Raw genomic sequence first — 23,992 nt, forward strand, 5'->3', positions numbered from 1 at the left:
CCCGCCATATTGAAAACCACGGCGCTTGCGGCATAGGCCGCCCACGTCTGCGGGGTGTTGGTAAGGCCCAGAAAATGCAGTACCGCGCGGTCGGCGGGTTCAACAACGGCGGGCGCACGCCCCTTGGCAAGCGGCGTAAGCCACAGCCCCAGGGGCTTGGTGATGAGAAAAAGCACGATCGAAAAGACCGTGAGGGCAATCAGTGCCGGCTGCATGGGCGGGGACCTTTTTAGCAGGCAGAAACGTCAGAAAAAACCTTACACGTTCCAGAATTTGTAGAGAACCCAGCCGATGATGAGGGCACCAGCCGTGAGAAAAATTATGTCGTCAAGCGGCATGCAGCCTCCTTCGTCAGGATGCATCCTTATCAAGAAAGCGCCTGAAAAGCGCCAAAAGCGCAAGCGTTACGCCGAAAGCGGCGGCCGCGAGAAGCGCTGCCAGCAAGTCCTGCATGAGTACATCCTTAAAACATCAGGATACCAGCGGACACCGGCGCCACAAACCGCAGCACGAGGTTAAGCAGCAGGAAAAGCACGATGGGCGACAAATCAAAGCCGCCGATTCTCGGGATAAAGCGGCGGAAGGGCCGCAGAAACGGATCAATCATCGTTGCCATCAGCGCCATCGTCCCGGAATTGCGGGCACTCGTAAAACTCATGATGCAGTAAATGATCGTGCCCCAGATGAGAAGATCCACGCCCCAGCGCACGAGAAGCGCGACGGGCATCGCGACAAAAGCAGCAACCGTTGCCGGCAGCCCCGTAAATTCCCGCGTAAAGACCGTGTAGGCAACGGCAAGAATAAGTGCCGCCGCAAGGCTTGAGAGATCCCAGTTACCGCGGGGCTTCACCAGATAAGCCACGGGATTGACAAGCCAGTCGGTGAGTTTCCAGGCAAAGCGCACCAGAGGATCGCGGGGGCTGATCGCCAGAGACCAAAGATAGGCGCGCAAAATAAGGAGGCTTCCCAAAAGCCCCACCACAACCGCCAGAACCGTTAAAAGAAATCCCATGAAAGTACTCACTTATGCGTCAGAAGTATCGTGCGGCTAGTTTAGCGGACTTCCGCATGCCGGACCTGCTTTTAAGGCTAAATATCTGAAAACCCGAGCGAATTTAAGGCCGCCGCACCGGGGAAAGCTGGGGCCCCGAACTCAGCCCTTTTAAACCACAGCCGCCGCCAGTCAAAAAACGGACCCGGATCGGTTTTGCGGCCCGGGGCAATGTCACTGTGCGCGACAACTGCCCGCACGGGATAAGCCGCGGCCAGCGCCGCAAGAAGCTCCGTCAGGGCCGCGTACTGGCTTTCGGTAAAGACCGTAAAGTCCGTCCCCTCGATTTCAATGCCGACGGAAAAGTCGTTGCAGCGGCTTTTGCCCTCAAACGTGCTCACGCCGGCGTGCCATGCTCTCTCAAGGCAGCTCACAAACTGAGTGACGCCGCCCCTGCGGTCAATGAAATAGTGGCTGCTTACGCGCACCCCGCGGATATCCTCAAGCCGCGGATCGATCGAAAAATCGAGCCTGTCGGTGAAAAAGTCCGCAACGCACCCGGAGAGAAACTCTCCCGGCGGCAGCGAAATGTTGTGAAGCACCACAAGATAAGGAAGTTGCGCCCCGGACCTCGCGTCAAAGTGATCGGAAGGCTCACGCACAACGCTTTGGCTCCAGCCGCAGGCGTCAACGGCAAACTTATTTTCTGCCATGCAGGGTCTCTTCAAAGGCGCGGCGCCGCGCCTCACCGCGGCACTTTTCCGAGCAGTAGGCAACGCCGTTACCGAGCACAGCCTCTTCTTTGGGGAAATGCGTGCCGCAGACCGGGCACTGCAGCATGGGCTGCGGCGTCTGTGCGGCTGCGGCCGCCGCCTCTGCCTCGCGCCGTGCTTCACGCCTTAAGGCTTTTTCCTCCGCCGACCGGCGCTTTCTGCCGATCACGATGACGGCGTAGATGATGACGGCCAAGCCGACCCAGAAAAGAATACGACCCATGGCGTCTTAACTCAGAAAGAGTTCAATCACAAAACGGTAGACGACGTAGGCGGCCACCAAAAACGCGTAACCGGCCCAGAAAAGCATCAATGCACGCTTGTTGCGCCAGCCGAAGAAGTAGCGCCCGACCATCAGCACGGCAAAGACAATCCAGGATATCCAGGTGAGAACCGTCTTGTGATCAAACACAAAGGGCTGCCCCATGTACTGCTGGGTGGCAAAGCTTCCGATAATGAGCACAAGCGTGAGGCACACAAACCCGCACAAAACAATGCGGTAAAGAATGCGCTCCATCGCCATGAGGTTGGGCATGTTAGCCACAAGCCCCGTTGTCTTATGCGCCGCGGCCGGATCCTTCAACTGCCGCTGCAGCATCCACAAAAGCACCGCCTGCAAAAAGGCGATCGTCATGAAGCTGTAGGCGCCAAGCGCAACAATCAGATGCACGCGGAAAAGTACGGTCCAGGTTTCGCTCGCAACGGCTTCACCCGGAAAGACAACCGGCATCAGGGCGCAGACGGCCGCCACAAAAAGAAGCACCCCCATCAGGCCCGAAACCCGCCGCACAAAGCTTTCCACAAGGGTAATGAAGACCGCAAACAAGAGTGCGATCGAAAGCGCCATGCCGAAACCGAAATAAACCGTGCCCGGGCCGAAAAGGTCGCAGCCCACCGCCGCCGTGTGCACGAGCGCCGCGGCAAAGGAGAGCCACCACATGGGTTTGAGAGCCCCTGCTTCCGGCACGCCCCGGCTGCATACACGCACGATTTTGAGGCCCGCCGCAAAGTAGCCGAGCGCTGCAACGATTGCCAGAATCCAACCCGCTGTTATCTGCGTCATACGAAATCTTTCCCGATAGCTGTTAGAGCATCCCGGCAAAGCACTGCCCGCTCGAGCCGATGCCGTACAATAAGACGTTCGGCGCACGGCACACAAAAAGTGCCCCGGAATGCTGCGCAAAAAAGGCGATTTCCCGTCTTTGCGCGGTCCGCGTTTTGCCGACGCAGACCATTCGTTACGCCGATTTTAGTTCGAAACCGTTGACAGCACACTTAATTAGCCGGTTCTTTGCAAAAAGAAAACGGCGGCCATAACCATGCTTGACACTCTGAGCTCCCGCTTATCCCGCATTCTGAAGACAATGCGCGGTCAGGCCCGTCTGACCGAAGAAAACACCCGCGACATGGTGCGCGAGATCCGCCTTGCGCTTTTAGAGGCCGACGTGGCGCTCCCGGTGGTGCGTGACCTTATTGCCCGCATCAAGGCCAAAGCCATGGGCGAAGAGGTGATCGGGAACTTAAACCCGGGACAGGCTCTAGTGGGCGTCGTGGAGCGCGAACTCACAAGCGTCATCGGCGGAGACCTTCCGCCCGAAGAGCGCACGATCCGCTTAAACGTGCAGCCTCCGGCCGTTATTTTGCTCGCCGGCCTTCAGGGTGCCGGTAAAACGACCACGGCCGGTAAGCTCGCAAAGTGGCTTAAGGAAACCCAGAACAAAAAAGTCCTCACGTTTTCAGCTGACGTCTACCGCCCCGCGGCCATTGATCAGTTAAAGACGGTAACGGAACAGGCCGGCTGTGACTTCTTTCCCTCCACGCCCGAGCAAAAGCCCCTCGATATCGCCCGGGATGCCATGGACTGGGCCCGCCGCCACTTTTACGACGTGGTGATTGCCGATACGGCCGGGCGCCTTGCTATTGACGAACAGATGATGCAGGAGGTAAGCGACTTAAGCGCTTACCTCAAACCCGCGGAAACCCTCTTTGTGATTGACGCGATGCTGGGCCAGGACGCCGTCAACACCGCCAAGGCCTTTAACGAGCGGCTGACCCTCACGGGCATCATCCTCACCAAGGTCGACGGCGACAGCCGCGGGGGTGCAGCGCTTTCAGTGCGCATGGTCACCGGCAAACCCATCAAATTTGTGGGCGTCGGCGAAAAGCTCACAGGTTTTGAACCGTTTAATCCCGAGCAGATGGCCGGACGCATCCTCGGCATGGGCGACATCGTGGCCCTTGTCAAGGACGTGCAGAAGTCCGTGGATATCGAGCAGGCTCAGAAACTTGCGCAAAAGATCAAGACGGGCGAGCGCTTTGACCTCAATGACTTTAAGGCCCAGATTTCTCAGATGAAGTCGATCGGCGTCTCAGGCCTCATCGACAAACTCCCCGCGCAGTTTCAGGAAGCCGCGGCCAAGGTTAAGGACAAGGACGTCAACAAGACGATCGGCCGCACCGAAGGCATCATCAATTCGATGACGCCGAAGGAGCGGCGCAATCCGGACCTCATCAAGGCAAGCCGCAAGCGCCGTATCGCCGCGGGCGCCGGGGTCTCGGTGCAGGAAGTCAACAAGCTTCTCAAGCAGTTTGAGCAGACCCGTGAAATGATGAAGCGCATGCAAAAGGGCGGCCTTGCCAAGATGATGCGTGCGCTCGGCAATTTCGGCGGCTTCGGCGGGGGCTTCCCCGGCTTTAAGCGCTAAAGGCAAGAGCTGATGACGCGCGGCAAAACACTTGCCTGGCTGCAGTTTCTGGGAACGGCGCACGGCGTAACGGTGCTTAACTGGGAACGCGCCGCGTATGCGCGCTCGGTGAAAACCGTCACCGGGTCGCGGGCCGTACAGATCGGCAGGCCCGAACTCGATGCTTTGTCCGGCAGCAGCATCGGCCACCGGATTCTGGTGACGCCAGAGGTATGCCGTCTCTCTGATGATGACTGGCGCGAGCCCGTTGCGGCGCTCCCCGAAGCTCTGCCCCTTGCGGCAGAATGCGCCGACCTCGTTGTATGGCCTCACGGACCGGACGATACCGCAAGCGAAGCAAAAGCGGTTTTAGCTGAAATCACGCGCGTTCTCGCCCCCAACGGCGTTCTCGTTCTCACATTTTTTAATGCTTCGGGCTTTTGGGCCCTGCGGCAGAAGCTCTTTTGTACTTCACCCCGTTTACCCACGGATACGCGCGCCAGCACGGTCGCAGGCGTCAAAGCGCTTCTTGCCGCCGCAGGTCTTACGGTCGAAGGCGGTTTTTACGGTGTCTACGGAACCGCGTCGCAAAAAGAGCGTACCGAAACCACGGAAAAAGCCTCAAACCTTCTGCCCACGGGGCTTGACCTCGCGGGCAACCGCTGGTGGCCCACCTTAAGTAACGTCGTGATTCTCACGGCCCGCAAAAAAGTCTCCGGCTTGACGCTTGTGGGGCGGGCGGCCTTCAGTAAAAGCGCAGTGGCCGCGTCGGTTAACCCTGCCGTGCAGCAAAATGCCTCCCGAAAAGATGTCTTATGAGTGAAACCGTTCTTGAAATCTGGACCGACGGCGCCTGTAAGTTCAACCCGGGCCCGGGCGGCTGGGGTGTGCTGATGGTCTACGGCGGCCACCGCCGCGAGCTTTGCGGCGGCGCGCGTGAAACCACGAATAACCGCATGGAACTCAGGGCCGTGATTGAGGCCTTAAGGGCCGTCAAACGCGACTGTCCCATGAAAATTCACTTGGACAGCAGCTACGTCAAGGACGGCATCACCAAGTGGATTCACGGCTGGAAGAAAAAGGGCTGGAAAAAAGAGGGGAAGACCCCGATTAAAAACATCGAGCTCTGGCAGTGCCTCGACAGAGAGCGCAACCGCTTTACGCAGATTGAATGGTGCTGGGTGAAGGGCCACGCCGGCAACCCCGGCAACGAAAAGGCCGATGAGCTCGCCAACAAGGGCGTGGCCGGTGTTTTGGCAGGCACCATCCCCGAGGACATCCCCATTGGTTCCGCCGCCGCGGAAGGAAGTTTGTTATGAGCACGCGTCAGATCTGTCTGGATACGGAAACCACCGGTATTAATGCCGAGAGCGGCGACCGCATTGTGGAAATCGGCTGCTTTGAGATTGTGGGCCGCACGCTCTCTGACGATCCGAGCCACGTTTACTGGGCTTACATCAATCCTGAGCGTGATGTGCCGGACGAAGCCGTCGCCATTCACGGCCTCACCAACGAGTTTCTCGCGGACAAACCCGTCTTTGCCGACGTGGCCGATGACTTTCTCAAATTCATCAAGGGCGCCGAACTCATCATTCATAACGCCAAGTTCGACGTGGGCTTTTTAAACGCGGAACTAAAGCGCATCGGCAAAGGCCGCGTGGAAGACTACTGCAGCAATGTAATCGACACCCTGGCGATGGCCCGTGAGATCTTTCCGGGGCTAAGAAATACCCTGGACGTTCTCTGCGGCCGCTACGGTGTGGACCGGTCGGCTCGTACGCTGCACGGAGCTTCGCTTGACGCCCGGCTTTTGGGCGAGGTGTACCTCGCGATGACGCGCCGCCAGGAAAGCCTCATCGGAGACACGGTGGAGGAAATGCTCAAGGAGGGCGGCACGATTTCGATGCCCGACAACAAGCTCTTGCTCGCGGCATCCTGTCCGGATGAAGAAATGGCCGTGCACAAAGCCTTCATTGAAAACATGAACAAAAAGTCCAAAAAGGGCCCGTGCCTCTGGACCACAAAGCTGGGAAGTCCCGAAAGCACCGTGCCGCAGCCTGCGGGCTCTGCTGATGCGCCCGCAGCCGCCGCCGCAGCCCCGGCTCAGAAGTAATACCGCAAAGAACCGCCGGATTTTTCGGGAAATACCGGCCTTTTCTCCCTCACGGGCCCAATAACCCGATAGACTCGCGGACACATTACATTGGGACGGGTGGGCGCACACGGTGCGCCTCCCTTCCCTACCAAAGAAAAAACTCACTTATGATCGAGCTGCAACACATTACTCAGCGCTACCGCACGCCGGAAGGCCGCGACTTTTTTGCGCTCAACGATGTCTCCTTAAGCATCAAATCGGGAGAAATCTTCGGCATCATCGGCCGCTCGGGCGCCGGCAAATCCACGCTTGTGCGCTGCATCAATTTCTTAAACCGCCCCACCGAAGGGACGGTGACCGTGGACGGCAAGTGCCTCAACACGATGACGAACGCTGAACTGCGCGCCGCACGCCGTCAGATCGCGATGATCTTTCAGCACTTCAACATTCTCTCCTCGCGCACGGTCTACGACAATGCCGCGTTTCCGCTGGAACTTGCGGGCTGGGACAAGACCGAGATCCGCAAAAAGGTGGAGCCGCTTCTTGACCTCGTTGGCCTGGCGGATCACCGCAACAAGTACCCCTCGCAGCTCTCGGGCGGCCAAAAGCAGCGCGTGGGCATTGCCCGAGCGCTTGCCTCTGACCCCAAGGTCCTTTTAAGCGATGAGGCAACCAGTGCGCTCGACCCGGAAACCACGGTTGCGACGCTGCAGCTTCTTAAACAGATTAACCGCGACCTCGGGCTCACCATCGTGATGATCACCCACCAGATGGACGTCGTGAAGGAAATCTGCGACCGCGTGGCTGTCATGAATAAGGGCGTTGTGGTTGAAGAAGGTCCCGTCATTGACGTCTTTCGCCGTCCGCAGAGCGAAACGGCGCGCGCCATGGTCGGTAACATCATGGGCCAGGAAATTGCGCCCGCGATGGTCGAGAGAATCCGAGCGCAGGTCAAAGCCGTCACCGACGGCATCCCCAACCACATTCTGAGGCTTACCTTTGTCGGAAGCGAAGTCACGCGTCCCATCATTTCCGAAGCCTCGCGGCTTTTTAACGTCGACTTCAACATTCTTCTCGGGCAGATTGCGGAAGTGCAGGGGAAGAGTTTCGGCACGCTCACGGTTCTCACCAAAGCTGATGCCGACACGCTCAGCAAGACCGTTGCCTATTTCCGCGAACACAACGTCACCGTAGAGGAGAAAACAAACAATGTCCTCTGAACTGCTGTTAATGCTTTGGAATTCTCTGCTTGAAACCATCACGATGGTGGGAATTTCAGGGCTTTTGGGGGCCGCAATCGGCATCCCCGTGGGTATTCTTCTTTATACGACAACGCCCACAGGCATTCATCCGATGCCTGTTGCCAACCGCCTGATCGGCTGGGTTGTAAACGCCATCCGCTCCACCCCCTTCATCATTTTGCTGGTGGCAATCATCCCCTTTACCCGTATTGTGGCCGGCACCTCGATCGGCACGACCGCAGCGATTGTGCCGCTCACAATCGCCGCGGCCCCCTTTATCGCACGTCTGGTGGAAACCAGTTTGCGTGAAGTGGATAAGGGCCTTATTGAAGCGGCGCAGTCCATGGGCGCCACGAATCTCCAGATCGTGACGAAGGTTCTGATTCCGGAAGCGCTTCCCGGCATCATCGCGGGGCTCACAATCGCTCTGGTCGCTTTGGTCGGGTCCTCTGCCATGGCAGGCGCCATTGGCGGGGGCGGTCTGGGCGACATGGGTATCCGCTACGGCTATCAGCGCTTTATGCCTGACGTGATGCTCGCCGTTGTCGTGATTCTGATTGTCTTTGTGCAGTCGCTGCAGAGTTTCGGTGACTGGCTTGTGAAACGCATGAGTCACAGATAACCGGCCCGTCATTTGAAGACGGCTCCGCCGGGAATTTTCCTGCGGGGCCGTTTTTTTGCGGGTCGGCGTTGGAAAAAGCCCGCCGATTGCGGCATAATCTCGTGCGCTTCGGTGGTTGCCGGAGCGAAAAACTCAAAGTGTGCGGGCGTAGTTCAATGGCAGAACGAAAGCTTCCCAAGCTTTATACGAGGGTTCGATTCCCTTCGCCCGCTCCACAGAATTCCTGATAACGGATCGTTTAACGAATGAAACGATCCGTTTTTCATATGCACCGCCCGGGGACACCGCCATGGCCACTGACCTCACGCCCGAACAGATTGAAGAGCTCAAGCACCGTCATATCCGCAGCTTTGTGCTGCGCCGCGGACACATCTCGGCCGCGCAGGAACGGGCCCTCGATGAGCTTTTTCCGCGTTACGCCGTTACCTACGAAACAAAGCTTTTTGACGCGGAGGCAGTTTTCGGGCGCAAAGCTCCCCTGGTGCTTGAAATCGGCTGCGGCATGGGGGAAACGACGGCAACAATTGCCGAAGCTCACCCCGAAATCAATTTCCTCGGATGCGAAGTCTTTGCGGCGGGCGTCGGAGCGCTGAGCAAACTTTTAAACGAAAAGGGGCTCACTAACGTCCGTATCTGCCGGCATGATGCGATGGAAGTTGTGCGCGACATGATTGCGGATAACTCGCTTGCCGGTATCCACGTCTACTTTCCGGATCCCTGGCGCAAGGCGCGCCACCATAAGCGCCGTCTCATCCGTCCGGACTTTGTGAAGGTGCTTGCCGCCAAACTTGTGCCCAGGGGCTACATTCACTGCGCCACCGACTGGGAAAATTACGCCGAACAGATGCTTGAAGTGCTCTCCGCGGAGCCGCTTCTTACAAACGCCCACGGCTCGGGATTTTCACCGGTGATGGCCAACCCCTTGTGCGAGCGCCCCTGCACGAAATTTCAGGCCAGGGGCGAGCGGCTCGGGCACGGCGTGTGGGATCTGGTGTACCTCAGAAAAGCCTGATGCATCAGGCATGAGGCTTGGCGTACATCGATTCGGGAGCTTTAAGAACCGTTTCGGCCTCACGCCAGGCGCCGTCAGTTAATTCACGGTAAAAGCAGCTCGCGTGCCCGGTGTGGCACGCCACGCCCCCCACCTGCTCAATTTCATAGATAACGGCGTCGCCGTCACAGTCAAGCAGGATTTTCTTCACAATCTGGACGTTGCCGGACTCTTCACCCTTGCGCCAGAGCTTGCCCCGGGAGCGGGAAAAATACACGCCCCGTCCGATGCGCGCGGTTTCTTCCAGAGCCTCACGGTTTGCCCACGCCAGCATCATGACTTTACCGTCAGAAGTACGCTGTGCAATAACCGGCACCAGACCCTTCTCATCAAACTTTACGTCGTCAAGCCACATGGCGCACCCCTCTGTCAGAGTCTCACGGTGATTCCCTGAGACGCCATAAAGTCCTTGGCTTCCCGGATCGTGTACATCCCGTAGTGAAAGATGGATGCGGCCAGCACCGCGTCGGCGCCCCCTTTGGTGACGCCGTCAGCAAGATGCTGAAGGTTTCCGACGCCCCCGGACGCAATCACCGGCACCGAAACGGCGTCGGCCACAGCGCGGGTGAGTTCCAGGTCAAACCCTGCCTTGGTGCCGTCTGCGTCCATCGATGTGAGAAGAATTTCGCCGGTACCGAGTTCAGCCACGCGCTTAGCCCATTGAACGGCATCCAGGCCCGTTGCCTTTCTTCCGCCGTGCGTATAAACCTCCCAGCCCTTTGAAGGATCGTTTTTGTCGCGGCGTCTTGCATCCACCGCCGTCACGATGCACTGCGAGCCGTAAAGCGCGGCCGCTTCCCCGATGAGGTCGGGGTTATTGACGCCTGCGGTATTAATGGAAATCTTGTCCGCGCCCGCGTTTAAGAGACGGCGGATATCGGCGACTGCCCGCACACCCCCGCCCACGGTAAGCGGAATAAAGACCTGGCCGGCAACGGCTTCGATGACGTCCAAAATAATGTCGCGGTCATCGCTTGACGCGGTGATGTCAAGAAACGTGAGTTCATCGGCGCCCTGCTCGTTGTAGCGCCGGGCGACTTCGACCGGATCCCCGGCGTCCCTCAACTCCACAAAGTTAACGCCCTTCACCACGCGGCCCGCGGTGACGTCAAGACACGGAATAATGCGTTTGGCAAGCATCACTGATGTCCTTTACTTTTGAGCCGCTTCCACGACCTTGAGTGCCTCGGCAAAATCAATCGTGCCTTCGTAGAGGCTGCGGCCCAAAACAGCGCCCGTGACGCCGTCTTTTTCAACCGCAAGGAGCGCCCGCACGTCGTCCAAGGTATGCATGCCGCCCGAAGCAATCACCGGAACCGAAACGGCACGGGCAAGTTCCGCGGTCGCCGCGGCATTAACGCCCGTCAACATCCCGTCACGGCTGATGTCGGTGTAAAGAAACGCCTCCACGCCGAAATCTTCAAAGCGCCGGGCAAGGTCTTTCACCTCGTGCCCCGTGCTCTTGACCCAGCCGTCGGTGGCGACAATACCGTCTTTGGCGTCAAGCGCCGCGATGATGTGGCCGGGAAAGGCCGCGCAGGCTTCACTTAAAAACCCCGGCTGCTTGACGGCGGCGGTGCCGATCACTACGTAGCGCACACCCTCATCGATGTACTTTTCCACCTGGTTTAGCGTGCGGATGCCGCCTCCGAGCTCGATATCGATCCCTTCGCCGATTTCCTGAATCATTTCGCCGATCAGTTTCGCGTTCACGGGTTTTCCGGTCTTGGCGCCGTCAAGATCCACGATATGGATGCGCTCGGCGCCGAGATCAGCCCAGCGCCCTGCCTGATCCACGGGATCTTCGTTATAAACCGTCACGTTGTTTTTCAGGTCACCCTGACGTAGGCGGACGCACTGTCCGTTCTGAATATCAATGGCCGGAATCAGAAGCATGATGAATTGTCGGTGAGTGGTTGTCGGTTAAACGCCGGTCCTTACGGATTCCAGCGCAGGAAATTGGCAAAAAGCCGGAGGCCGTCGGCAGCACTTTTTTCCGGGTGAAACTGCGTGGCAAAAATGTTGTCGTGCGCCACGGCGCACACGAAAGGAAGCCCGTAACTCGACGTCCCCGCCGCGATCGCGTCGTCTTCGGGACAGACAAAGTAGCTGTGGACAAAATAAAACCAGGCGCCGTTTTTAATCCCCTGCCAGACGGGGTGATCCATGCGCTGCGTCACGGTGTTCCATCCCATCTGAGGGACCTTGAGGCGCGTGCCCTGCGCGGTCACAAGGGCCGCTTCCGGAAAGCGGATCACCTTTCCCTTAAAAAGCCCGAGCGCGGCAGAGCCGCCCCCCTCATCGCTTGCTTCAAAAAGCATCTGCATGCCGATACAGACGGCAAGCACGGGTTTATTTGCAAGCGCACGCAAAACTGCTTCCTTAAGGCCCGAGGCATTCAGGTGCACCATACAGTCGCCGATCGCGCCCTGACCGGGGAAAATCACGCGGTCTGCGGCGTCAATGGCCGCTGCCTCGTGCGTCACGATCACGGTATCGGCCGGCGCTGCCGCGCTTTTGACGGCCTGGCTCACACTGCGTAAATTACCGCACCCGTAGTCAACGACAGCAATCGTAGTCACAGCGCCCCCTTGGTGCTCGGTATTGCATCAGGGCAGCGGGGATCGGGGCTCACCGCCATACGAAGCGCCCGGCCGAAAGCCTTAAAGATCGTCTCGGCCTGATGGTGGGCGTTGTCACCCCGGAGATTGTCGATATGCAGCGTCACGGCGGCGTGGTTCACAAAGCCCTGGAAAAATTCCCGCACGAGCTGCGTGTCAAGCTCCCCGATCATCGGTGCCGTAAAGTCCGCGGCAAACACAAGACCCGGGCGCCCCGAGAGATCAATCACCACACGCGAAAGCGCTTCATCCAGGGGCACGTAGGCAAAGCCGTAACGGATAACGCCCTTTTTGTCTCCGAGAGCCTTTTTAAAGGCTTCCCCCAGGGCAATCCCCACGTCTTCCACGGTGTGGTGACCGTCCACGAAAAGATCGCCCTCAGCCTTAACCGTGAGGTCCACGAGGCCGTGGCGCGCAATCTGATGCAGCATGTGGTCGAAAAAACCGATGCCGGTAGCGATGTCAGCCTCACCGGTGCCGTCGAGGTTTACCTCAACGGCAATTGCCGTTTCGGCGGTCTTTCGTTCAATACGGGCACTGCGCATGGGTGTGTCTCCCGAAAAATGTCCAAAACGATGGGCGGCGCTTACTTACCTCTTCAGACGGTAACGTGCGCTCTGAGCGTGCGCGGTGAGGTGTTCGCCTTCGGCGAGAATCCCCGCAACGACCCCAAGGTGCTGCACACCGGCGTCAGAAATATGAATCATGCTCGTGCGCTTCTGGAAGTCGTAGACACCCAGGGGCGAGGAGAAACGCGCCGTGCGGCTCGTGGGAAGCACGTGGTTGGGGCCGGCACAGTAGTCACCGAGTGCTTCAGAGGAGAAGCGCCCGAGGAAGATGGCACCGGCGTGGTGGATTTTTTCCGCCCACTTTTCCGGCTCATCGGTGCTCATTTCAAGGTGTTCCGGCGCGATCTGATCGGCGACGGCACAGGCTTCGGCCAGATCCTTCGTAACGATGATCGCGCCGCGGTTGGCAAGCGACTTCTCGATGATCGCCTTTCGCGGCATGCCGGGCAGCTGCTTATCGATGGAAGCGGCAACGGCGTCGGCAAAAGCGGCGTCGGGCGTGAGAAGAATGGCCTGGGCAAGTTCATCGTGTTCAGCCTGGCTGAAAAGATCCATCGCAATCCAGTCCGCCGGGGTCTTGCCATCACAGATGATGAGAATTTCCGAGGGGCCGGCAATCATGTCGATGCCCACGCGCCCGAAAACCTTACGTTTGGCAGCGGCCACATAAGCGTTGCCCGGCCCCACGATCTTATCGACCGAAGGAATCGTTTCCGTGCCGTAAGCAAGAGCCGCCACGGCCTGGGCGCCCCCGATCGTGAAGGCGCGCGAAACACCGGCAAGGCTTGCCGCAGCAAGCACCAGCTGATTTTTCTCGCCGCCCGGGGTGGGCACCACCATTTCAATGCGGCGCACACCGGCCACACGCGCGGGCATCGCGTTCATCAGAACCGAGCTCGGATACGCGGCCTTGCCGCCCGGGACGTAAAGGCCCACCGAATCAATGGGCGTGACGCGCTGGCCGAGGCGGCTGCCCATGGCGTCAGTCATCGTGAAGCTTTCAGCGAGTTCCTTTTCGTGAAACACGCGGATGCGTTCCGCGGCTTCTTCAAGGGCCTTACGCTGCTCGGAGGGAAGCGTCTCAAGGGCGTGCTTCATCTCGTCGGCCGTCACCATCAGGTCCGAGAGTTTTTCTGCGGGCAGATGGTCAAACTTTGCCGTGTACTCAAGCACGGCGGCGTCGCCGCGTTCGCGCACGTCTTCGACAATGGCTTCCGCGCGCTGGGTGATCACCGGATCGACACTCGCGTCACGCGCCACGAGATGATTGAACTTTTCCTGAAAGTCTGCGTCCTTAGTGGATAAACGCCGAATCGTCATACTGTGTACTCCCGTTAATTTTGTATTTGTTCTCAGGATTTAAGCGCGGCTTTCTGCCGCCGCTCCTCTGCCTTTTTAAGTGCTGTTTCGCGCATTGCGGTGATAATCGGCATCAGGTCCGTGCGCTTTAACTTCATGGCGCCCTGATTGACGATGAGCCGCGAGGAAATCGGCGCCACGGTTTCGATTTCCACCATGTTGTTGGCTTTAAGCGTCGCCCCGGTGCTCACAAGGTCGACAATGGCGTCCGCGAGCCCCGCAATGGGCGCAAGTTCCATCGAACCGTAAAGTTTGATGAGATCAACGTGCACGCCGGCACGCGCAAACCAGTCCCGCGACCACTTCAGATATTTCGTCGCGATTCTGAGGCGCGCTCCGCTTCGGACGTTAGCCGCCCAGTCAAAGGTTTTGGGCGCGGCCACACACATGCGGCAGCGGGCAATCTGCAGATCCACGGGCACATACAGGCCGTTGCCGCCGTGCTCATAGAGCGTGTCCCATCCCGTTACACCCATGTCGGCCGCCCCGTACTGCACGTAGGTCGGAACGTCCGTTGCTCTTAAAACGACGATCCGCAGGTCACTGCGGTTCGTGTCGATCATGAGCTTTCGGGACTCTTCCGGATTTTCAAGCGGCCTGATGCCGGCTGCGGCCAGAAAAGGCAGCAACTCCTCAAAAATGCGGCCCTTGGAAAGTGCCAGTGTGATCACAGGTTTCTCCCCTTATCCCAAACGGCTTTACTTAATCCTAACAATGTCGGCGCCAAGCGCCGAGAGCTTTGTCTCCAGATGCTCGTAGCCCCGATCAAGATGATAAATACGGTCAATCACAGTTTCCCCGTGTGCGGCAAGTCCGGCAATCACAAGGCAGGCCGAAGCGCGAAGGTCGGTGGCCATCACGTTGGTGCCTGCGAGGGCCTCAACGCCTCTCACGACCGCCGTATGGCCGTCCACCGCGATGTCAGCGCCCATGCGCTGCAGTTCCGGCACGTGCATGAAGCGGTTTTCAAAAATTGTTTCCACAATGCGGCCCGTACCGTCAGCGACCGCATCAAGCGCCATAAACTGCGCCTGCATGTCGGTGGGAAATCCCGGATGCGGCACCGTGCGGATATCCACGGCCTTGGGTCGCTCACTGATCCTTGCGCGGATCCAGTCGCTGCCGGTTTCTACCGTAGCGCCCGCTTCTCTCAATTTGCCGATCACGGCTTCAAGCGTTGCAGGCGCCGCGTGCGTCACGAGAACGTCGCCGCGCGTCGCGAGCGCCGCACAAAGAAACGTCCCCGTTTCGATGCGGTCGGCCACCACGCGGTGCTCGGTGCCGTGCAGTTTCGCAACCCCCTCGACCTCGATCACGGGGCTGCCGGCGCCGCGGATTTTGGCGCCCATGGCGTTAAGCATCGCCGCCAGGTCCACGATTTCGGGTTCACGCGCCGCGTTTTCAATGACGGTGGTGCCTTCGGCCAAAACAGCGGCCATCAGAATATTTTCCGTACCGGTCACGGTCACCATGTCGGTGACGACCCGCGCACCCTTAAGCCTCGCGGCCCTTGCCGTCACATACCCGTGATCAATCGCGATATCTGCGCCAAGCGTCTTTAATGCCTTGATGTGCTGATCCACGGGCCGCGCGCCGATTGCGCAGCCCCCGGGCAACGACACCTTGGCCGACCCAAAGCGCGCCGTCAGGGGGCCGAGCACGAGAATGGAGGCGCGCATCGTTTTCACCAGTTCATAGGGTGCTTCGGTGCTCGTAACGCCTGCGGCGCAGATTCGCACCGTGTCGCCGTTGATGCGCTCAAAAGCCGCCCCCATGCCCGTGAGCAGTTTTCCCATGGTTGCGACGTCAGCCAAATCCGGGACATTGTGAAGGATCACCTCGTCCGCGGTTAAAAGCGCCGCCGCCATGATGGGAAGCGCCGCATTTTTTGCGCCCGAGGCGCTTACTTCACCCACAAGGCGCCGGCCGCCGACAATTTTGAGTTTCTGCATGGATTCTGACTTCTTTCGGGGAAAACAACACGGGGAAAAATACCGGTCACGCCGGCTTTTTCCGCACGGGCGGACATTGTAACGGACGGGCCAAAGCCCGCCCTATTCAAAACAGCTCAGGACTCACGCGGCAAAGAGGGTGTTTCTGTCTGCCAGAGACGTACAAAATGATGTACGGGGCCGTGGCCGCTGCCGACACTGAGGCTGTCGGCGGCAGCAATCGCCTCCGCGAGATAGGCTTTTGCCAAGCGTACGGCTTCGGCAGCATCGTCCGTGCGCGCAAGAAACGCCGCCAGGGCTGAAGAGAGCGTACAGCCCGTGCCGTGCGTATTTTTTGTGGCCGTGCGCGGCGCTTCAATCCAAAACGTTTCCCCGCGCGAATAAAAGAGGTCGCTTGCAGCGCTTGAGGCCTCGAGGTGCCCGCCCTTTAAAAGAACGGCGCCGCCGGCCTTCATCATCGCTGAAAGCGCTTCTGCTGCCTCAGCCATTGCGTCTTTCGTTTCAACCGTGCGCCCCAAAAGGTCGCCGGCTTCGGGCAGATTCGGCGTCACGATGTCGGCTAAAGGCAAAAGCTCGGTTTTAAGCGCCTCAAGCGCGTCTTCGCGCAAAAGGCGGTCCCCGCTTTTTGCGACCATTACCGGATCGAGCACCACCCAGCGGGGTTTATAGCGGCGAAGCGCCCCGGCGACAACCCCGATCACCGCCGCGTCGTTCAGCATCCCGATCTTGACGGCCGCAGGCGGCACATCGGTAAAAACGGCCTCAAGCTCTTTACCCACAAAGTCCGCGGGCACGGGCATCACGCCCGTCACGCCCCGCGTATTCTGAGCAGTGAGCGCCGTCACCACGCCCATGGCGTAAACGCCGCAGGCGCTCATTGCCTTAATGTCGGCCAAAACCCCGGCGCCGCCCGAGGGATCAACGCCGGCAATGGAAAGGCAGTTCTTGACGGCGCCCTTTTTTACGCACTCTTTTTCCACAGCTCCTCCGCCTTATCAGCCATCTTGCCCACGGCACCCGTGTAGGTCTTGGCAAAGATGAGCGCCCTTTGCGAAGCCAGACTGCGCAGTGCGGCATTGTCCACAAGTTCCAGGGCCCGGGTGACGCCCTCTCGGGCATCCTTTACGGCAAAAGCCGCGCCCATACGCAGCGCATCCACGGCAATCTGCGCGAAGTTATAGGTTGAGGGGCCAAGAATCACAGGGGAACCGGCCGCAGCCGGTTCAATAAGGTTCTGACAGCCCGTGTTGCCGAAACTGCCGCCCATGAGGCACACGTCCGCAGCCGCGCAGTAAAAACTCATCTCCCCCATGCTGTCGCCCAGAATCACATCGTGCCGGGCGTCAAGCGCCTCAAGCGACGGGCAAGCGCTGCGGCGGACAACGTCAAGCCCTGCGGCCTCCAAAAGCTGCGCCACTTCGTTAAAGCGCTGCGGATGGCGCGGCACCAAAAGCACCGTGGCCTTGCCGGCAAAACACCTTAAAAGCGGCGCAAACATCGCTTCTTCGCCTTCGCGGGTGCTCGCTATCAGAACAACGGGCCGGCCGGCTTTTGCCTTAAAGTCCCGCGCAAGACGCATCTGTCCGGGATCCTCACGCACCTCAAACTTAAGCGAACCGCAGACCGTGATGTTTTTGGCGCCGAGCGCCTCAAAGCGCGCCGCATCGGCTTTACTTTGCGCAAGCACTGCATCAAACGCGGCAAAGGCCGGACGCATGACGGCCTCAAACTGAAGCGCCTTTTTCAGGCTTTTTTCCGACTCACGGGCGTTCGCCAGCACCACAGGAATCCCGCGGCGGTGAATTTCGGCGAGCATATTGGGCCAGACCTCGGTTTCCATGAAGACCGCAAGCCGCGGACGCGTCTCATCCAAAAACCGCCGGGCATACGCAGGCACGTCGTACGGGAGATAACACTGCGTAACGCGCCCGGCAAAGCGTTTGGCAAGTTTCAGGCCGGCATCCCGCCCCGTCGGCGTCATGCAGGTAAGAAGCACTTCAATATCCCCGAAGCGCTTGACGAGTTCTTCAATCAGGGGCGCCGCCGCATTGGTTTCACCGACACTGACCGCATGCACCCAAAGGCGGGGCTTTACGGGGGAGGGAAAAGGCTTTCGGGCAAAACGCTCATCCCAGTTAAGCAGATAGTCGGGCTGCTTTTTGGCACGTTTTTTCAGGTAGAGCTTTGCCAGCGGCACGCAAAGCGACGTGAGCAAGCCGTAGATGCGCGGCGTCACGAGCGTCATACCGCGACCTTTCGGCCGGTAACGGCGTCAAAGGCGTCAAGCACTTCGCTCACGCCCGGAACAACCCCCTTATCACCCACCGTCACGGCTTTACCTTCGCTCACAAGCGAGAAAAGTTGCGCCGAGGTGCCGACAATGATGCCCACGGCCGGCACGGCAAGCGCGGCTGCGAGGTGCGAAAGCCCCGTATCCACGCCGATCACACCCACTGAGTCCTTCATGACGGAGGCAATTTCGGGAATCCGCATATGAGGCGCCACAACGGCTCCGCGCACCTGCGCGGCAATGTCTTCCACGCGGCTTTTTTCTTTCTGGTTACCCCAGACAAAAAGAGGTGTGATGCCGCTTTTAACGAGCGCATCGGCAGCCTCCGCCCACCGCTCGCGCGCCCAGAGCTTTTCCTCGCGGCTTGTGTTGACCGCAAGAACCGCAAAGGGTTCCGCGCAGGGGGCTTCTGTCAGGGGCTTGGCCTTAAGGCCGAACTGAGGGTGTTCCTCATCAATCGTGTAACCGAGGCACCGGGCCGCCATCACACGGTAGCGCCGAACGGGCGTGAGGCTTTCCGGCACCTCTTCGGTTTCGGAATAAAAGTAGCTTGCCAGAGGCTCACGGATCGTGTTTTTGGAGTACCCCACGGACTTCACGCCGCACCAGCGGGCAATAAGCGCCGTTCGGATCAGTCCCTGCAGGTCAATCACGATGTCGTAGTGATTTTCTCTGAGAAGGTGTCTGAGATCCGACACCTCCCTGCGGGTGACCGCAGAAAGCGGATGCTTTCTCCAGCGCCTGAAGGCCGTGACAATCGTGTTGTCGATAAAGGGACTTAAGTCGGTGACGTCCCGGAAACTTTCCTCAATCACCCAGTCAAGCTGCGCCTCGGGCAGCGCCTGTTTGATGTCAAAGGCTGCCGGGAGCGCGTGAATCACGTCGCCCATGGAGCTTGAGCGGATCACTAGAATCTTTTTTACTGTCATCAGAGAATGTCGGCTTCAGCCGAGCGGCTCAGTTTCTTACCGAGCTCCACCCCCGGCTGATCAAAGGGATTGATGCCGAAGAGTGTACCGAGCATTGTGGTCTTGTGTTCGTAAAGCGCCATCAGAGCGCCCAGGCGCCCGGCGTTTAATTCGTCCACGGCGAGGGTGCTCACGGCATTAAAGTACGGTTCTGCCGGATCGCGCGTCACAAGCGCTTCGGCCTGGGCCTTGGCGTTTGCGATCAGCACGCGGTGCAGATCCGCATGACGGTGCCCGGGCTTCTCGCACCAGCACAGATCAATCGAAGAGCACGACGTCCCCTCGCGCAGCCACTGATAGAAGGAGTGCTGCGACTCGTTGCCGTGACCGCCCCAGATCCCCTGCCCCGTGCGGCCTTTAATGCGGCTGCCGTCAGGCGCCCGGTTCTTGCCGAGGCTTTCCATCTCAAGCTGCTGAATCCAGGAAACAAGCACCCGCAGCCTTTCGTCGTAGGGAAGGAAGCAGTGCGTGGGAATAGCCTGCGTGACGGCGTTGTAGTAGGTCATCAGGGCCATTAAAAGCGCCATATTGTCTTCGGCCGGGGTGTCCGCGACGTGTTCGTCCATAGCGTGAGCGCCCGCGAGAAGCTGCCGGAAAACCTCCGGCCCCAGGGCAATCGCGCAGGGCAGTCCCACGGCACTCCAGACGGAAAAGCGCCCGCCCACCCAGTCCCAGATCGGGAAGAAGTTTTCTTCGGGCAGGTTCATCGACTGCGGGGCCTTGGAATTGGCGGACACGACAACCATATGGTGCGTTCTGTCCTTGCCGGAAATACCTGCGTCCAGAAGCCACTGATCCAGCGCCGCGGCGTTAACCGCCGTCTCACGCGTTCTGAAACTTTTGGAAGAAACAACGACGAGCGTCTTAAAGGGGTTTAAGCCGCTCACGACCCGGTCAAAAAGCACGCCGTCAGCCGAACTCATAAAGTGCAGGCGGATTGAAGGCTGCACATAACGCAGCGCGTGGTAAACGGCGCGCGGCCCCATTTCCGAGCCCCCGATACCAACATTGATCACGTCGGTGATCGCGTCACCGCGGCAGCCGCAGAAAAGACCGCTTCTGACGTCTTCGGCAAAGCGGCAGACCTGGTTTAACGCCTTCATCACTTCGGTGTGAAAAGGCGCCGAGACCGAGGGGTCTCTTAAAGCCGTATGCAGTGCCGGACGGTTTTCGCTCGGATTCACGATTTCGCCGCTTCGCATCGCGGCGTTGGCGGCAAGAACCCCTTTTTCTTCGGCAAGGTCGAGAAGCCCCTTTAAGTCCCGTCCCGTGAGGCGCTGCCTTCCGATGTCCAGTGTGATGCCGCAGGCGGTTTTGACGCACCGGCCGGCCAGGGTGTCGCGAAGGAAAGGATGCTGAAGCGTATCGGGCATGACAAAGACGGATTTGTGGTCCAGGCAGGGCAAAAACAGCCGCCGGGAACGTGTTGCAGATAACCTGAAAGTTTATCAGGGTACTTCCCTGAGCCCGCCGCCCTATTCGTTACCCGCCGTTTCCGCGGAAACACTGTTTTGCAGATTGCGCAGCGGCCGCGGACAAAATGCGCAGAAAGCCGCCGTTTTCCCACGTTGCCTCGGCTAAAATCAGCAAAATCGAGCGGCACCTCCCTTATGCCGCGAAAGCTCTGCGAATGATTACAAAAGAAGAACTCTCCGCCAAACGCCTTTTAGTGGTCGGCGACTCAATGCTTGACCGCTACTGGTTCGGCGACACCAACCGTATTTCCCCCGAAGCGCCCGTTCCCGTGGTGCGTATCGTCAAAGAGGAAAACCGGCTCGGGGGAGCGGCCAACGTGGCGCTAAACATCGCCTGCCTCGGAGCCCGCGTGTCTCTGATGAGCGTGATCGGGCGCGACGATGCCGGGCACGCCCTGCGTGACCTTCTCGATAAAGCCGGTATTGAAGGCTTGCTGCAGGAAGACACCTCAGTGCGCACCACCGTGAAACTCAGGGTGCTCGCACGGCGCCAGCAACTTGTGCGCGTGGACTTTGAAGACCACCCCGCCGGCGAAGTGCTTGCCGCACTCACCGAAGAATTTTCCGCCAAGATTGCCGGTTACGACGCACTTGTGCTCTCGGACTACGGCAAAGGCGGGCTCGAACATATCCGCCGCATCATTGCAACGGCCCGCGAATGCTGCATTCCGGTGCTTGTTGACCCGAAGGGCGACGACTACAGCCGCTATCACGGCGCCACCGTCATCACCCCGAACCGCTCAGAACTCGCGCAGGTGATCGGCCAGTGGAAAACCGAAGAAGAACTGCACACCAAGGCGCAGAACTTAAGAAAGGAGCTTGCCCTCAAGGCGCTTCTTTTAACGCGCAGCGAAGAAGGCATGACCTTATTTACCGATGCGGGTGCTCTCACCGTACCCGCACAGGCGCGTGAAGTGTTTGATGTTTCAGGCGCCGGTGACACCGTGATTGCCGTCACCGCCGCCATGCTTGCCGCAGGGCTCAGTGAAGAAGAAGCCGTGCGCATTGCCAACAGAGCCGGAGGCATCGTTGTCGGAAAACTCGGCACGGCTTCTGTGAGTTTTGAAGAACTTTTCTGTCAGGATCATTAAATGTCGATTCTTGTGACCGGAGCCGCGGGTTTTATCGGCTGCAACTGTGTGCTTGCCTTAAACAAAGCGGGCTTTAACGACATCATTGCCGTGGACAACCTCACCCGTGCCGAGAAGTTTTTAAACCTCGCACAGGGACACATCACGGACTACTTCGATAAAAACGACTTTATTGAACGCGTGCGTAAGGGCACGGCTCCGATTCCAGAGGCCGTGGTTCACATGGGCGCCTGTTCCGACACGATGGAAACGGACGGACGCTACATCATGGAGAACAACTACCGCTATACGCTTGACCTTTTTGCCTGGGCCCAGAAGCTCAAGATCCCCTTTGTAAACGCAAGTTCGGCCGCCACCTACGGCGCAAGCACCGTCTTTACCGAAGACCTCAAAAACGAGGGGCCCCTGAACTGCTACGGCTACTCGAAGTTCCTGTTTGACCAGGTGCTCCGAGCCCGCATGGCAAACCTCTCCGCCCCCACCGTGAACCTGCGCTTTTTCAATGTCTACGGCCCGCACGAGCAGCACAAGGGCCGCATGGCCTCCGTCGCGTTTCACCAGTATTTCCAGTTCAAAAAGGACGGAAAGGTGAAGCTCTTTGAAGGGTGCCTCGGTTACGGCAACGGCTGCCAGATGCGCGACTTCGTGTATGTGGAGGATGTCGTCAGCGTCGTGCGGTACTTCCTCACCGCGGGCGTTTCCGGCATCTTTAACTGCGGCACAGGCCGTGCGCAGCCCTTTAACGACATTGCCCTTACCGTCGTGAATTCCCTCACGGGCGTAAACCGCACACTTGAAGAAGCGGTGTCTGCGGGCCTTATCGAATACATCCCCTTCCCCGAAGCGCTCAAGGGAAAATATCAGGCCTACACGCAGGCTGATCTTTCGGCACTGCGAAACGCCGGCTGCAACGTCAAGTTCCGCAGCGTCCAGGAAGGTACGGCCGAATACATGAATTACCTCGCCAAGACCTATCCCGATGGCAACCGGTAATTTGCGCCGCGCGGTTTTCTTAGACAGAGACGGTGTCATCAACGTCGACACCGCCTACTGCTCCCGGATCGAAGACTTCCGGTTTGTGGACGGCGTGCTTGAAGCCGCTAAAGCCCTTTACGCTGCGGGCTGGCTTCTGGTGGTGGTCACCAACCAGTCCGGCATCGGCCGCGGCTACTACACCGAGGTGGATTTCAGGCGGCTTACGGGCTGGATGAAGGATGTCTTTGAAAAGGCGGGAGCACCCTTGGCGGACGTCCGTTTTTGTCCGCACCACCCGGACGCTGCCGTCCCCGAATACCGCTGCCGCTGCAACTGCCGCAAACCCGCGCCCGGGATGATCCTTGAGGCTGCCGAAACACTCGGTATCGATCTCACGCAAAGCGTGATGGTCGGTGACAAACAAGGCGACATGCAGGCCGCCAAAGCCGCCGGGATCCCCCACCGGATTTTGGTCGGTACCGACGGCAAAGCCGTGCCCGAAACCGTCCCCGAAGCCACCGATACGGCCCGATCGCTCACCGAAGCCGCGGCGCTCATTCTCGGGTAGTCAGACTTTTCCGGCCAGCGGCGCAAGAACAAACGCGCACCAGACAGAAAGCGTCACCATCGAAACCAACGTCTGGGCAGTGGTGACGTTTGCCACCGCCGCGGCATTTCCCCGCATCGACGCCGTCATGACGTAACAGGACTGTGCCATCGGAAGCGCCGCAAAGAGAATAAGCACACCGCTTTCGACCGCCCCCAACCCACCAGCGGTACGGCAACAAGCCGCTGCACGGACGAAGCCGCCATCAGCGAAAGCTCTTCCTTAAAGGCCTTCCACTGCAGGCCCGCACCGATGCAAAGCAAACCCATCGCAAGTGAAGCGCTCCCGAGGTGTTGTAAAAAAGACTCCGCGGGCACGGGCAGTTTCAGACCCGCACAATTCACGGCAAGACCCAAAAGCGTTGCGATGATAAGGGGATTTTTAAGAACGGTTTTAATGACCGATGTACGAGGCCGTCCGGACACGGCAAGAAGCCGCAGGAAACCAGGGGGAGGCCGCCAGAACAGCTCTTAGCAAAATGATCAGAAAGTCCGGCAGGACAAGAAACACACTGTCCATCTTTTCTCCCGAGAACCTCGGCCGATACCGCAAGGCTACCGAACTTTCGGCAATCGCGGAGCACCCGCGCCTGAGCGCTCGCTCAAAGACAGGATACAGGCAGCAAAAA

Annotated in this window: 28 protein-coding genes, 1 tRNA gene and 1 pseudogene; 11 read left to right on the forward strand and 19 right to left on the reverse strand. The window is 59.0% G+C overall.

Annotation, left to right across the window (positions count from 1 at the left end):
• From BQ7486_RS12030 to BQ7486_RS02370, 5 genes and pseudogenes are all read right to left on the reverse strand, one after another.
• Window positions 1–215: pseudogene (locus BQ7486_RS12030) on the reverse strand (potassium-transporting ATPase subunit KdpA); the annotation flags it as partial.
• Window positions 216–463: 248 nt separating this feature from the next.
• Window positions 464–1,012, reverse strand: coding sequence for a YggT family protein (locus BQ7486_RS02355; protein WP_022372986.1), 549 nt, complete (start codon window positions 1,010–1,012; stop codon window positions 464–466).
• Window positions 1,013–1,089: 77 nt separating this feature from the next.
• Complete coding sequence (gene ampD / locus BQ7486_RS02360) at window positions 1,090–1,704, reverse strand: 1,6-anhydro-N-acetylmuramyl-L-alanine amidase AmpD (protein WP_074008831.1); 615 nt, start codon at window positions 1,702–1,704, stop codon at window positions 1,090–1,092.
• Window positions 1,691–1,987 (reverse strand): PP0621 family protein, encoded by a 297-nt coding sequence (locus BQ7486_RS02365; protein WP_074008832.1) that lies wholly within the window; start codon window positions 1,985–1,987, stop codon window positions 1,691–1,693. The genes ampD and BQ7486_RS02365 overlap by 14 nt, the downstream gene beginning before the upstream one ends.
• Window positions 1,988–1,993: 6 nt before the next feature.
• On the reverse strand, window positions 1,994–2,827 hold the full coding sequence (locus tag BQ7486_RS02370) for a cytochrome C assembly family protein (RefSeq protein WP_022372989.1): 834 nt from the start codon (window positions 2,825–2,827) through the stop codon (window positions 1,994–1,996).
• A gap of 256 nt (window positions 2,828–3,083) precedes the next feature.
• Between BQ7486_RS02370 and ffh the strand changes: the two genes are divergently transcribed.
• The 8 genes from ffh (at window position 3,084) to trmB (ending at window position 9,418) form a co-directional block, all read left to right on the forward strand.
• Entirely contained in the window at window positions 3,084–4,469 is a 1,386-nt protein-coding gene (gene ffh / locus BQ7486_RS02375) for a signal recognition particle protein (protein WP_074008833.1), read from the forward strand.
• A 12-nt stretch (window positions 4,470–4,481) separates the two neighbouring features.
• On the forward strand, window positions 4,482–5,267 hold the full coding sequence (locus tag BQ7486_RS02380; protein ID WP_074008834.1) for a class I SAM-dependent methyltransferase: 786 nt from the start codon (window positions 4,482–4,484) through the stop codon (window positions 5,265–5,267).
• Entirely contained in the window at window positions 5,264–5,767 is a 504-nt protein-coding gene (rnhA, locus tag BQ7486_RS02385; RefSeq protein WP_074008835.1) for a ribonuclease HI, read from the forward strand. Before BQ7486_RS02380 ends, rnhA begins: the two co-directional genes overlap by 4 nt.
• Complete coding sequence (dnaQ, locus tag BQ7486_RS02390; protein ID WP_074008836.1) at window positions 5,764–6,561, forward strand: DNA polymerase III subunit epsilon; 798 nt, start codon at window positions 5,764–5,766, stop codon at window positions 6,559–6,561. Before rnhA ends, dnaQ begins: the two co-directional genes overlap by 4 nt.
• Before the next feature lie 149 nt (window positions 6,562–6,710).
• Window positions 6,711–7,763, forward strand: a complete 1,053-nt coding sequence (locus BQ7486_RS02395; protein ID WP_074008837.1) for a methionine ABC transporter ATP-binding protein — start codon at window positions 6,711–6,713, stop codon at window positions 7,761–7,763.
• The gene (locus tag BQ7486_RS02400) at window positions 7,753–8,406 is read left to right on the forward strand and encodes a methionine ABC transporter permease (RefSeq protein WP_022372995.1); all 654 of its coding nucleotides are present in this window, start codon (window positions 7,753–7,755) and stop codon (window positions 8,404–8,406) included. The genes BQ7486_RS02395 and BQ7486_RS02400 overlap by 11 nt, the downstream gene beginning before the upstream one ends.
• A 141-nt stretch (window positions 8,407–8,547) precedes the next feature.
• Window positions 8,548–8,621: transfer RNA gene (locus tag BQ7486_RS02405), tRNA-Gly, on the forward strand.
• Window positions 8,622–8,695: 74 nt separating this feature from the next.
• Window positions 8,696–9,418: a tRNA (guanosine(46)-N7)-methyltransferase TrmB gene (trmB, locus tag BQ7486_RS02410; protein ID WP_022372996.1), complete on the forward strand. Its 723-nt coding sequence runs from the start codon at window positions 8,696–8,698 to the stop codon at window positions 9,416–9,418.
• A gap of 4 nt (window positions 9,419–9,422) precedes the next feature.
• Here trmB and hisI read toward each other — a convergent pair whose 3' ends face one another.
• The 12 genes from hisI to BQ7486_RS02470 all read right to left on the reverse strand — a co-directional run bounded on the left by hisI (window position 9,423) and on the right by BQ7486_RS02470 (window position 20,589).
• Window positions 9,423–9,812, reverse strand: coding sequence for a phosphoribosyl-AMP cyclohydrolase (hisI, locus tag BQ7486_RS02415; protein WP_074008838.1), 390 nt, complete (start codon window positions 9,810–9,812; stop codon window positions 9,423–9,425).
• A 14-nt stretch (window positions 9,813–9,826) separates the two neighbouring features.
• Window positions 9,827–10,600, reverse strand: a complete 774-nt coding sequence (gene hisF, locus BQ7486_RS02420) for an imidazole glycerol phosphate synthase subunit HisF (RefSeq protein ID WP_074008839.1) — start codon at window positions 10,598–10,600, stop codon at window positions 9,827–9,829.
• Between the two features lie 9 nt (window positions 10,601–10,609).
• Entirely contained in the window at window positions 10,610–11,353 is a 744-nt protein-coding gene (gene hisA / locus BQ7486_RS02425; RefSeq protein WP_074008840.1) for a 1-(5-phosphoribosyl)-5-[(5-phosphoribosylamino)methylideneamino]imidazole-4-carboxamide isomerase, read from the reverse strand.
• 41 nt (window positions 11,354–11,394) lie between these two features.
• Window positions 11,395–12,039 (reverse strand): imidazole glycerol phosphate synthase subunit HisH, encoded by a 645-nt coding sequence (gene hisH, locus BQ7486_RS02430; protein ID WP_022373000.1) that lies wholly within the window; start codon window positions 12,037–12,039, stop codon window positions 11,395–11,397.
• Window positions 12,036–12,623, reverse strand: coding sequence for an imidazoleglycerol-phosphate dehydratase HisB (gene hisB / locus BQ7486_RS02435; protein ID WP_022373001.1), 588 nt, complete (start codon window positions 12,621–12,623; stop codon window positions 12,036–12,038). The genes hisH and hisB overlap by 4 nt, the downstream gene beginning before the upstream one ends.
• Before the next feature lie 45 nt (window positions 12,624–12,668).
• Window positions 12,669–13,967, reverse strand: coding sequence for a histidinol dehydrogenase (gene hisD / locus BQ7486_RS02440; RefSeq protein WP_074008841.1), 1,299 nt, complete (start codon window positions 13,965–13,967; stop codon window positions 12,669–12,671).
• A 32-nt stretch (window positions 13,968–13,999) separates the two neighbouring features.
• Window positions 14,000–14,677: an ATP phosphoribosyltransferase gene (hisG, locus tag BQ7486_RS02445; RefSeq protein ID WP_022373003.1), complete on the reverse strand. Its 678-nt coding sequence runs from the start codon at window positions 14,675–14,677 to the stop codon at window positions 14,000–14,002.
• 27 nt (window positions 14,678–14,704) lie between these two features.
• Complete coding sequence (murA, locus tag BQ7486_RS02450) at window positions 14,705–15,958, reverse strand: UDP-N-acetylglucosamine 1-carboxyvinyltransferase (RefSeq protein ID WP_074008842.1); 1,254 nt, start codon at window positions 15,956–15,958, stop codon at window positions 14,705–14,707.
• Window positions 15,959–16,074: 116 nt separating this feature from the next.
• Window positions 16,075–16,938 carry a bifunctional hydroxymethylpyrimidine kinase/phosphomethylpyrimidine kinase gene (thiD, locus tag BQ7486_RS02455; RefSeq protein WP_074008843.1) on the reverse strand — a complete coding sequence of 288 codons (864 nt, stop codon included), beginning with the start codon at window positions 16,936–16,938 and terminating at the stop codon, window positions 16,075–16,077.
• Window positions 16,920–18,203, reverse strand: coding sequence for a 3-deoxy-D-manno-octulosonic acid transferase (locus tag BQ7486_RS02460; RefSeq protein WP_074008844.1), 1,284 nt, complete (start codon window positions 18,201–18,203; stop codon window positions 16,920–16,922). The genes thiD and BQ7486_RS02460 overlap by 19 nt, the downstream gene beginning before the upstream one ends.
• Window positions 18,200–19,177 (reverse strand): lipopolysaccharide heptosyltransferase I, encoded by a 978-nt coding sequence (gene waaC, locus BQ7486_RS02465; protein WP_074008845.1) that lies wholly within the window; start codon window positions 19,175–19,177, stop codon window positions 18,200–18,202. The genes BQ7486_RS02460 and waaC overlap by 4 nt, the downstream gene beginning before the upstream one ends.
• Window positions 19,177–20,589: a glucose-6-phosphate isomerase gene (locus BQ7486_RS02470; RefSeq protein ID WP_074008846.1), complete on the reverse strand. Its 1,413-nt coding sequence runs from the start codon at window positions 20,587–20,589 to the stop codon at window positions 19,177–19,179. Before BQ7486_RS02470 ends, waaC begins: the two co-directional genes overlap by 1 nt.
• 257 nt (window positions 20,590–20,846) lie before the next feature.
• Here BQ7486_RS02470 and rfaE1 point away from each other — a divergent pair, with 257 nt between their 5' ends.
• The 3 genes from rfaE1 to gmhB are packed head-to-tail and all read left to right on the forward strand — an operon-like array spanning window position 20,847 to window position 23,325.
• Window positions 20,847–21,782, forward strand: a complete 936-nt coding sequence (gene rfaE1 / locus BQ7486_RS02475; protein ID WP_074008901.1) for a D-glycero-beta-D-manno-heptose-7-phosphate kinase — start codon at window positions 20,847–20,849, stop codon at window positions 21,780–21,782.
• Window positions 21,783–22,775 carry an ADP-glyceromanno-heptose 6-epimerase gene (gene rfaD / locus BQ7486_RS02480; RefSeq protein WP_074008847.1) on the forward strand — a complete coding sequence of 331 codons (993 nt, stop codon included), beginning with the start codon at window positions 21,783–21,785 and terminating at the stop codon, window positions 22,773–22,775.
• On the forward strand, window positions 22,762–23,325 hold the full coding sequence (gmhB, locus tag BQ7486_RS02485; RefSeq protein WP_235836712.1) for a D-glycero-beta-D-manno-heptose 1,7-bisphosphate 7-phosphatase: 564 nt from the start codon (window positions 22,762–22,764) through the stop codon (window positions 23,323–23,325). The genes rfaD and gmhB overlap by 14 nt, the downstream gene beginning before the upstream one ends.
• Here the strand turns inward: gmhB and BQ7486_RS11870 are convergent, their stop codons facing one another.
• Window positions 23,326–23,475, reverse strand: a complete 150-nt coding sequence (locus tag BQ7486_RS11870; protein ID WP_154666302.1) for a hypothetical protein — start codon at window positions 23,473–23,475, stop codon at window positions 23,326–23,328.
• The gene (locus BQ7486_RS12455; protein ID WP_074008848.1) at window positions 23,451–23,789 is read right to left on the reverse strand and encodes an AEC family transporter; all 339 of its coding nucleotides are present in this window, start codon (window positions 23,787–23,789) and stop codon (window positions 23,451–23,453) included. The genes BQ7486_RS11870 and BQ7486_RS12455 overlap by 25 nt, the downstream gene beginning before the upstream one ends.
• Between the last annotated feature and the right edge of the window lie 203 nt (window positions 23,790–23,992).

It is taken from the genome of Duodenibacillus massiliensis, from assembly GCF_900128485.1.
GTDB lineage: Bacteria > Pseudomonadota > Gammaproteobacteria > Burkholderiales > Burkholderiaceae_F > Duodenibacillus > Duodenibacillus massiliensis.

Coding starts and splice junctions, on each gene's coding strand:
- BQ7486_RS02355 (WP_022372986.1), bottom strand. CDS start 1,012: ATGGGATTTCTTTTAACGGTTCTGGCGGTTGTGGTGGGGCTTTTGGGA.
- hisA (WP_074008840.1), bottom strand. CDS start 11,353: ATGCTTCTGATTCCGGCCATTGATATTCAGAACGGACAGTGCGTCCGC.
- rfaE1 (WP_074008901.1), top strand. CDS start 20,847: ATGATTACAAAAGAAGAACTCTCCGCCAAACGCCTTTTAGTGGTCGGC.
- BQ7486_RS02470 (WP_074008846.1), bottom strand. CDS start 20,589: ATGCCCGATACGCTTCAGCATCCTTTCCTTCGCGACACCCTGGCCGGC.
- waaC (WP_074008845.1), bottom strand. CDS start 19,177: ATGACAGTAAAAAAGATTCTAGTGATCCGCTCAAGCTCCATGGGCGAC.
- hisB (WP_022373001.1), bottom strand. CDS start 12,623: ATGCGCAGTGCCCGTATTGAACGAAAGACCGCCGAAACGGCAATTGCC.
- ampD (WP_074008831.1), bottom strand. CDS start 1,704: ATGGCAGAAAATAAGTTTGCCGTTGACGCCTGCGGCTGGAGCCAAAGC.
- ffh (WP_074008833.1), top strand. CDS start 3,084: ATGCTTGACACTCTGAGCTCCCGCTTATCCCGCATTCTGAAGACAATG.
- BQ7486_RS02380 (WP_074008834.1), top strand. CDS start 4,482: ATGACGCGCGGCAAAACACTTGCCTGGCTGCAGTTTCTGGGAACGGCG.
- rnhA (WP_074008835.1), top strand. CDS start 5,264: ATGAGTGAAACCGTTCTTGAAATCTGGACCGACGGCGCCTGTAAGTTC.
- BQ7486_RS02370 (WP_022372989.1), bottom strand. CDS start 2,827: ATGACGCAGATAACAGCGGGTTGGATTCTGGCAATCGTTGCAGCGCTC.
- murA (WP_074008842.1), bottom strand. CDS start 15,958: ATGCAGAAACTCAAAATTGTCGGCGGCCGGCGCCTTGTGGGTGAAGTA.
- BQ7486_RS02365 (WP_074008832.1), bottom strand. CDS start 1,987: ATGGGTCGTATTCTTTTCTGGGTCGGCTTGGCCGTCATCATCTACGCC.
- rfaD (WP_074008847.1), top strand. CDS start 21,783: ATGTCGATTCTTGTGACCGGAGCCGCGGGTTTTATCGGCTGCAACTGT.
- hisI (WP_074008838.1), bottom strand. CDS start 9,812: ATGTGGCTTGACGACGTAAAGTTTGATGAGAAGGGTCTGGTGCCGGTT.
- BQ7486_RS02400 (WP_022372995.1), top strand. CDS start 7,753: ATGTCCTCTGAACTGCTGTTAATGCTTTGGAATTCTCTGCTTGAAACC.
- BQ7486_RS02395 (WP_074008837.1), top strand. CDS start 6,711: ATGATCGAGCTGCAACACATTACTCAGCGCTACCGCACGCCGGAAGGC.
- BQ7486_RS11870 (WP_154666302.1), bottom strand. CDS start 23,475: ATGGCACAGTCCTGTTACGTCATGACGGCGTCGATGCGGGGAAATGCC.
- dnaQ (WP_074008836.1), top strand. CDS start 5,764: ATGAGCACGCGTCAGATCTGTCTGGATACGGAAACCACCGGTATTAAT.
- gmhB (WP_235836712.1), top strand. CDS start 22,762: ATGGCAACCGGTAATTTGCGCCGCGCGGTTTTCTTAGACAGAGACGGT.
- hisD (WP_074008841.1), bottom strand. CDS start 13,967: ATGACGATTCGGCGTTTATCCACTAAGGACGCAGACTTTCAGGAAAAG.
- trmB (WP_022372996.1), top strand. CDS start 8,696: ATGGCCACTGACCTCACGCCCGAACAGATTGAAGAGCTCAAGCACCGT.
- BQ7486_RS02460 (WP_074008844.1), bottom strand. CDS start 18,203: ATGACGCTCGTGACGCCGCGCATCTACGGCTTGCTCACGTCGCTTTGC.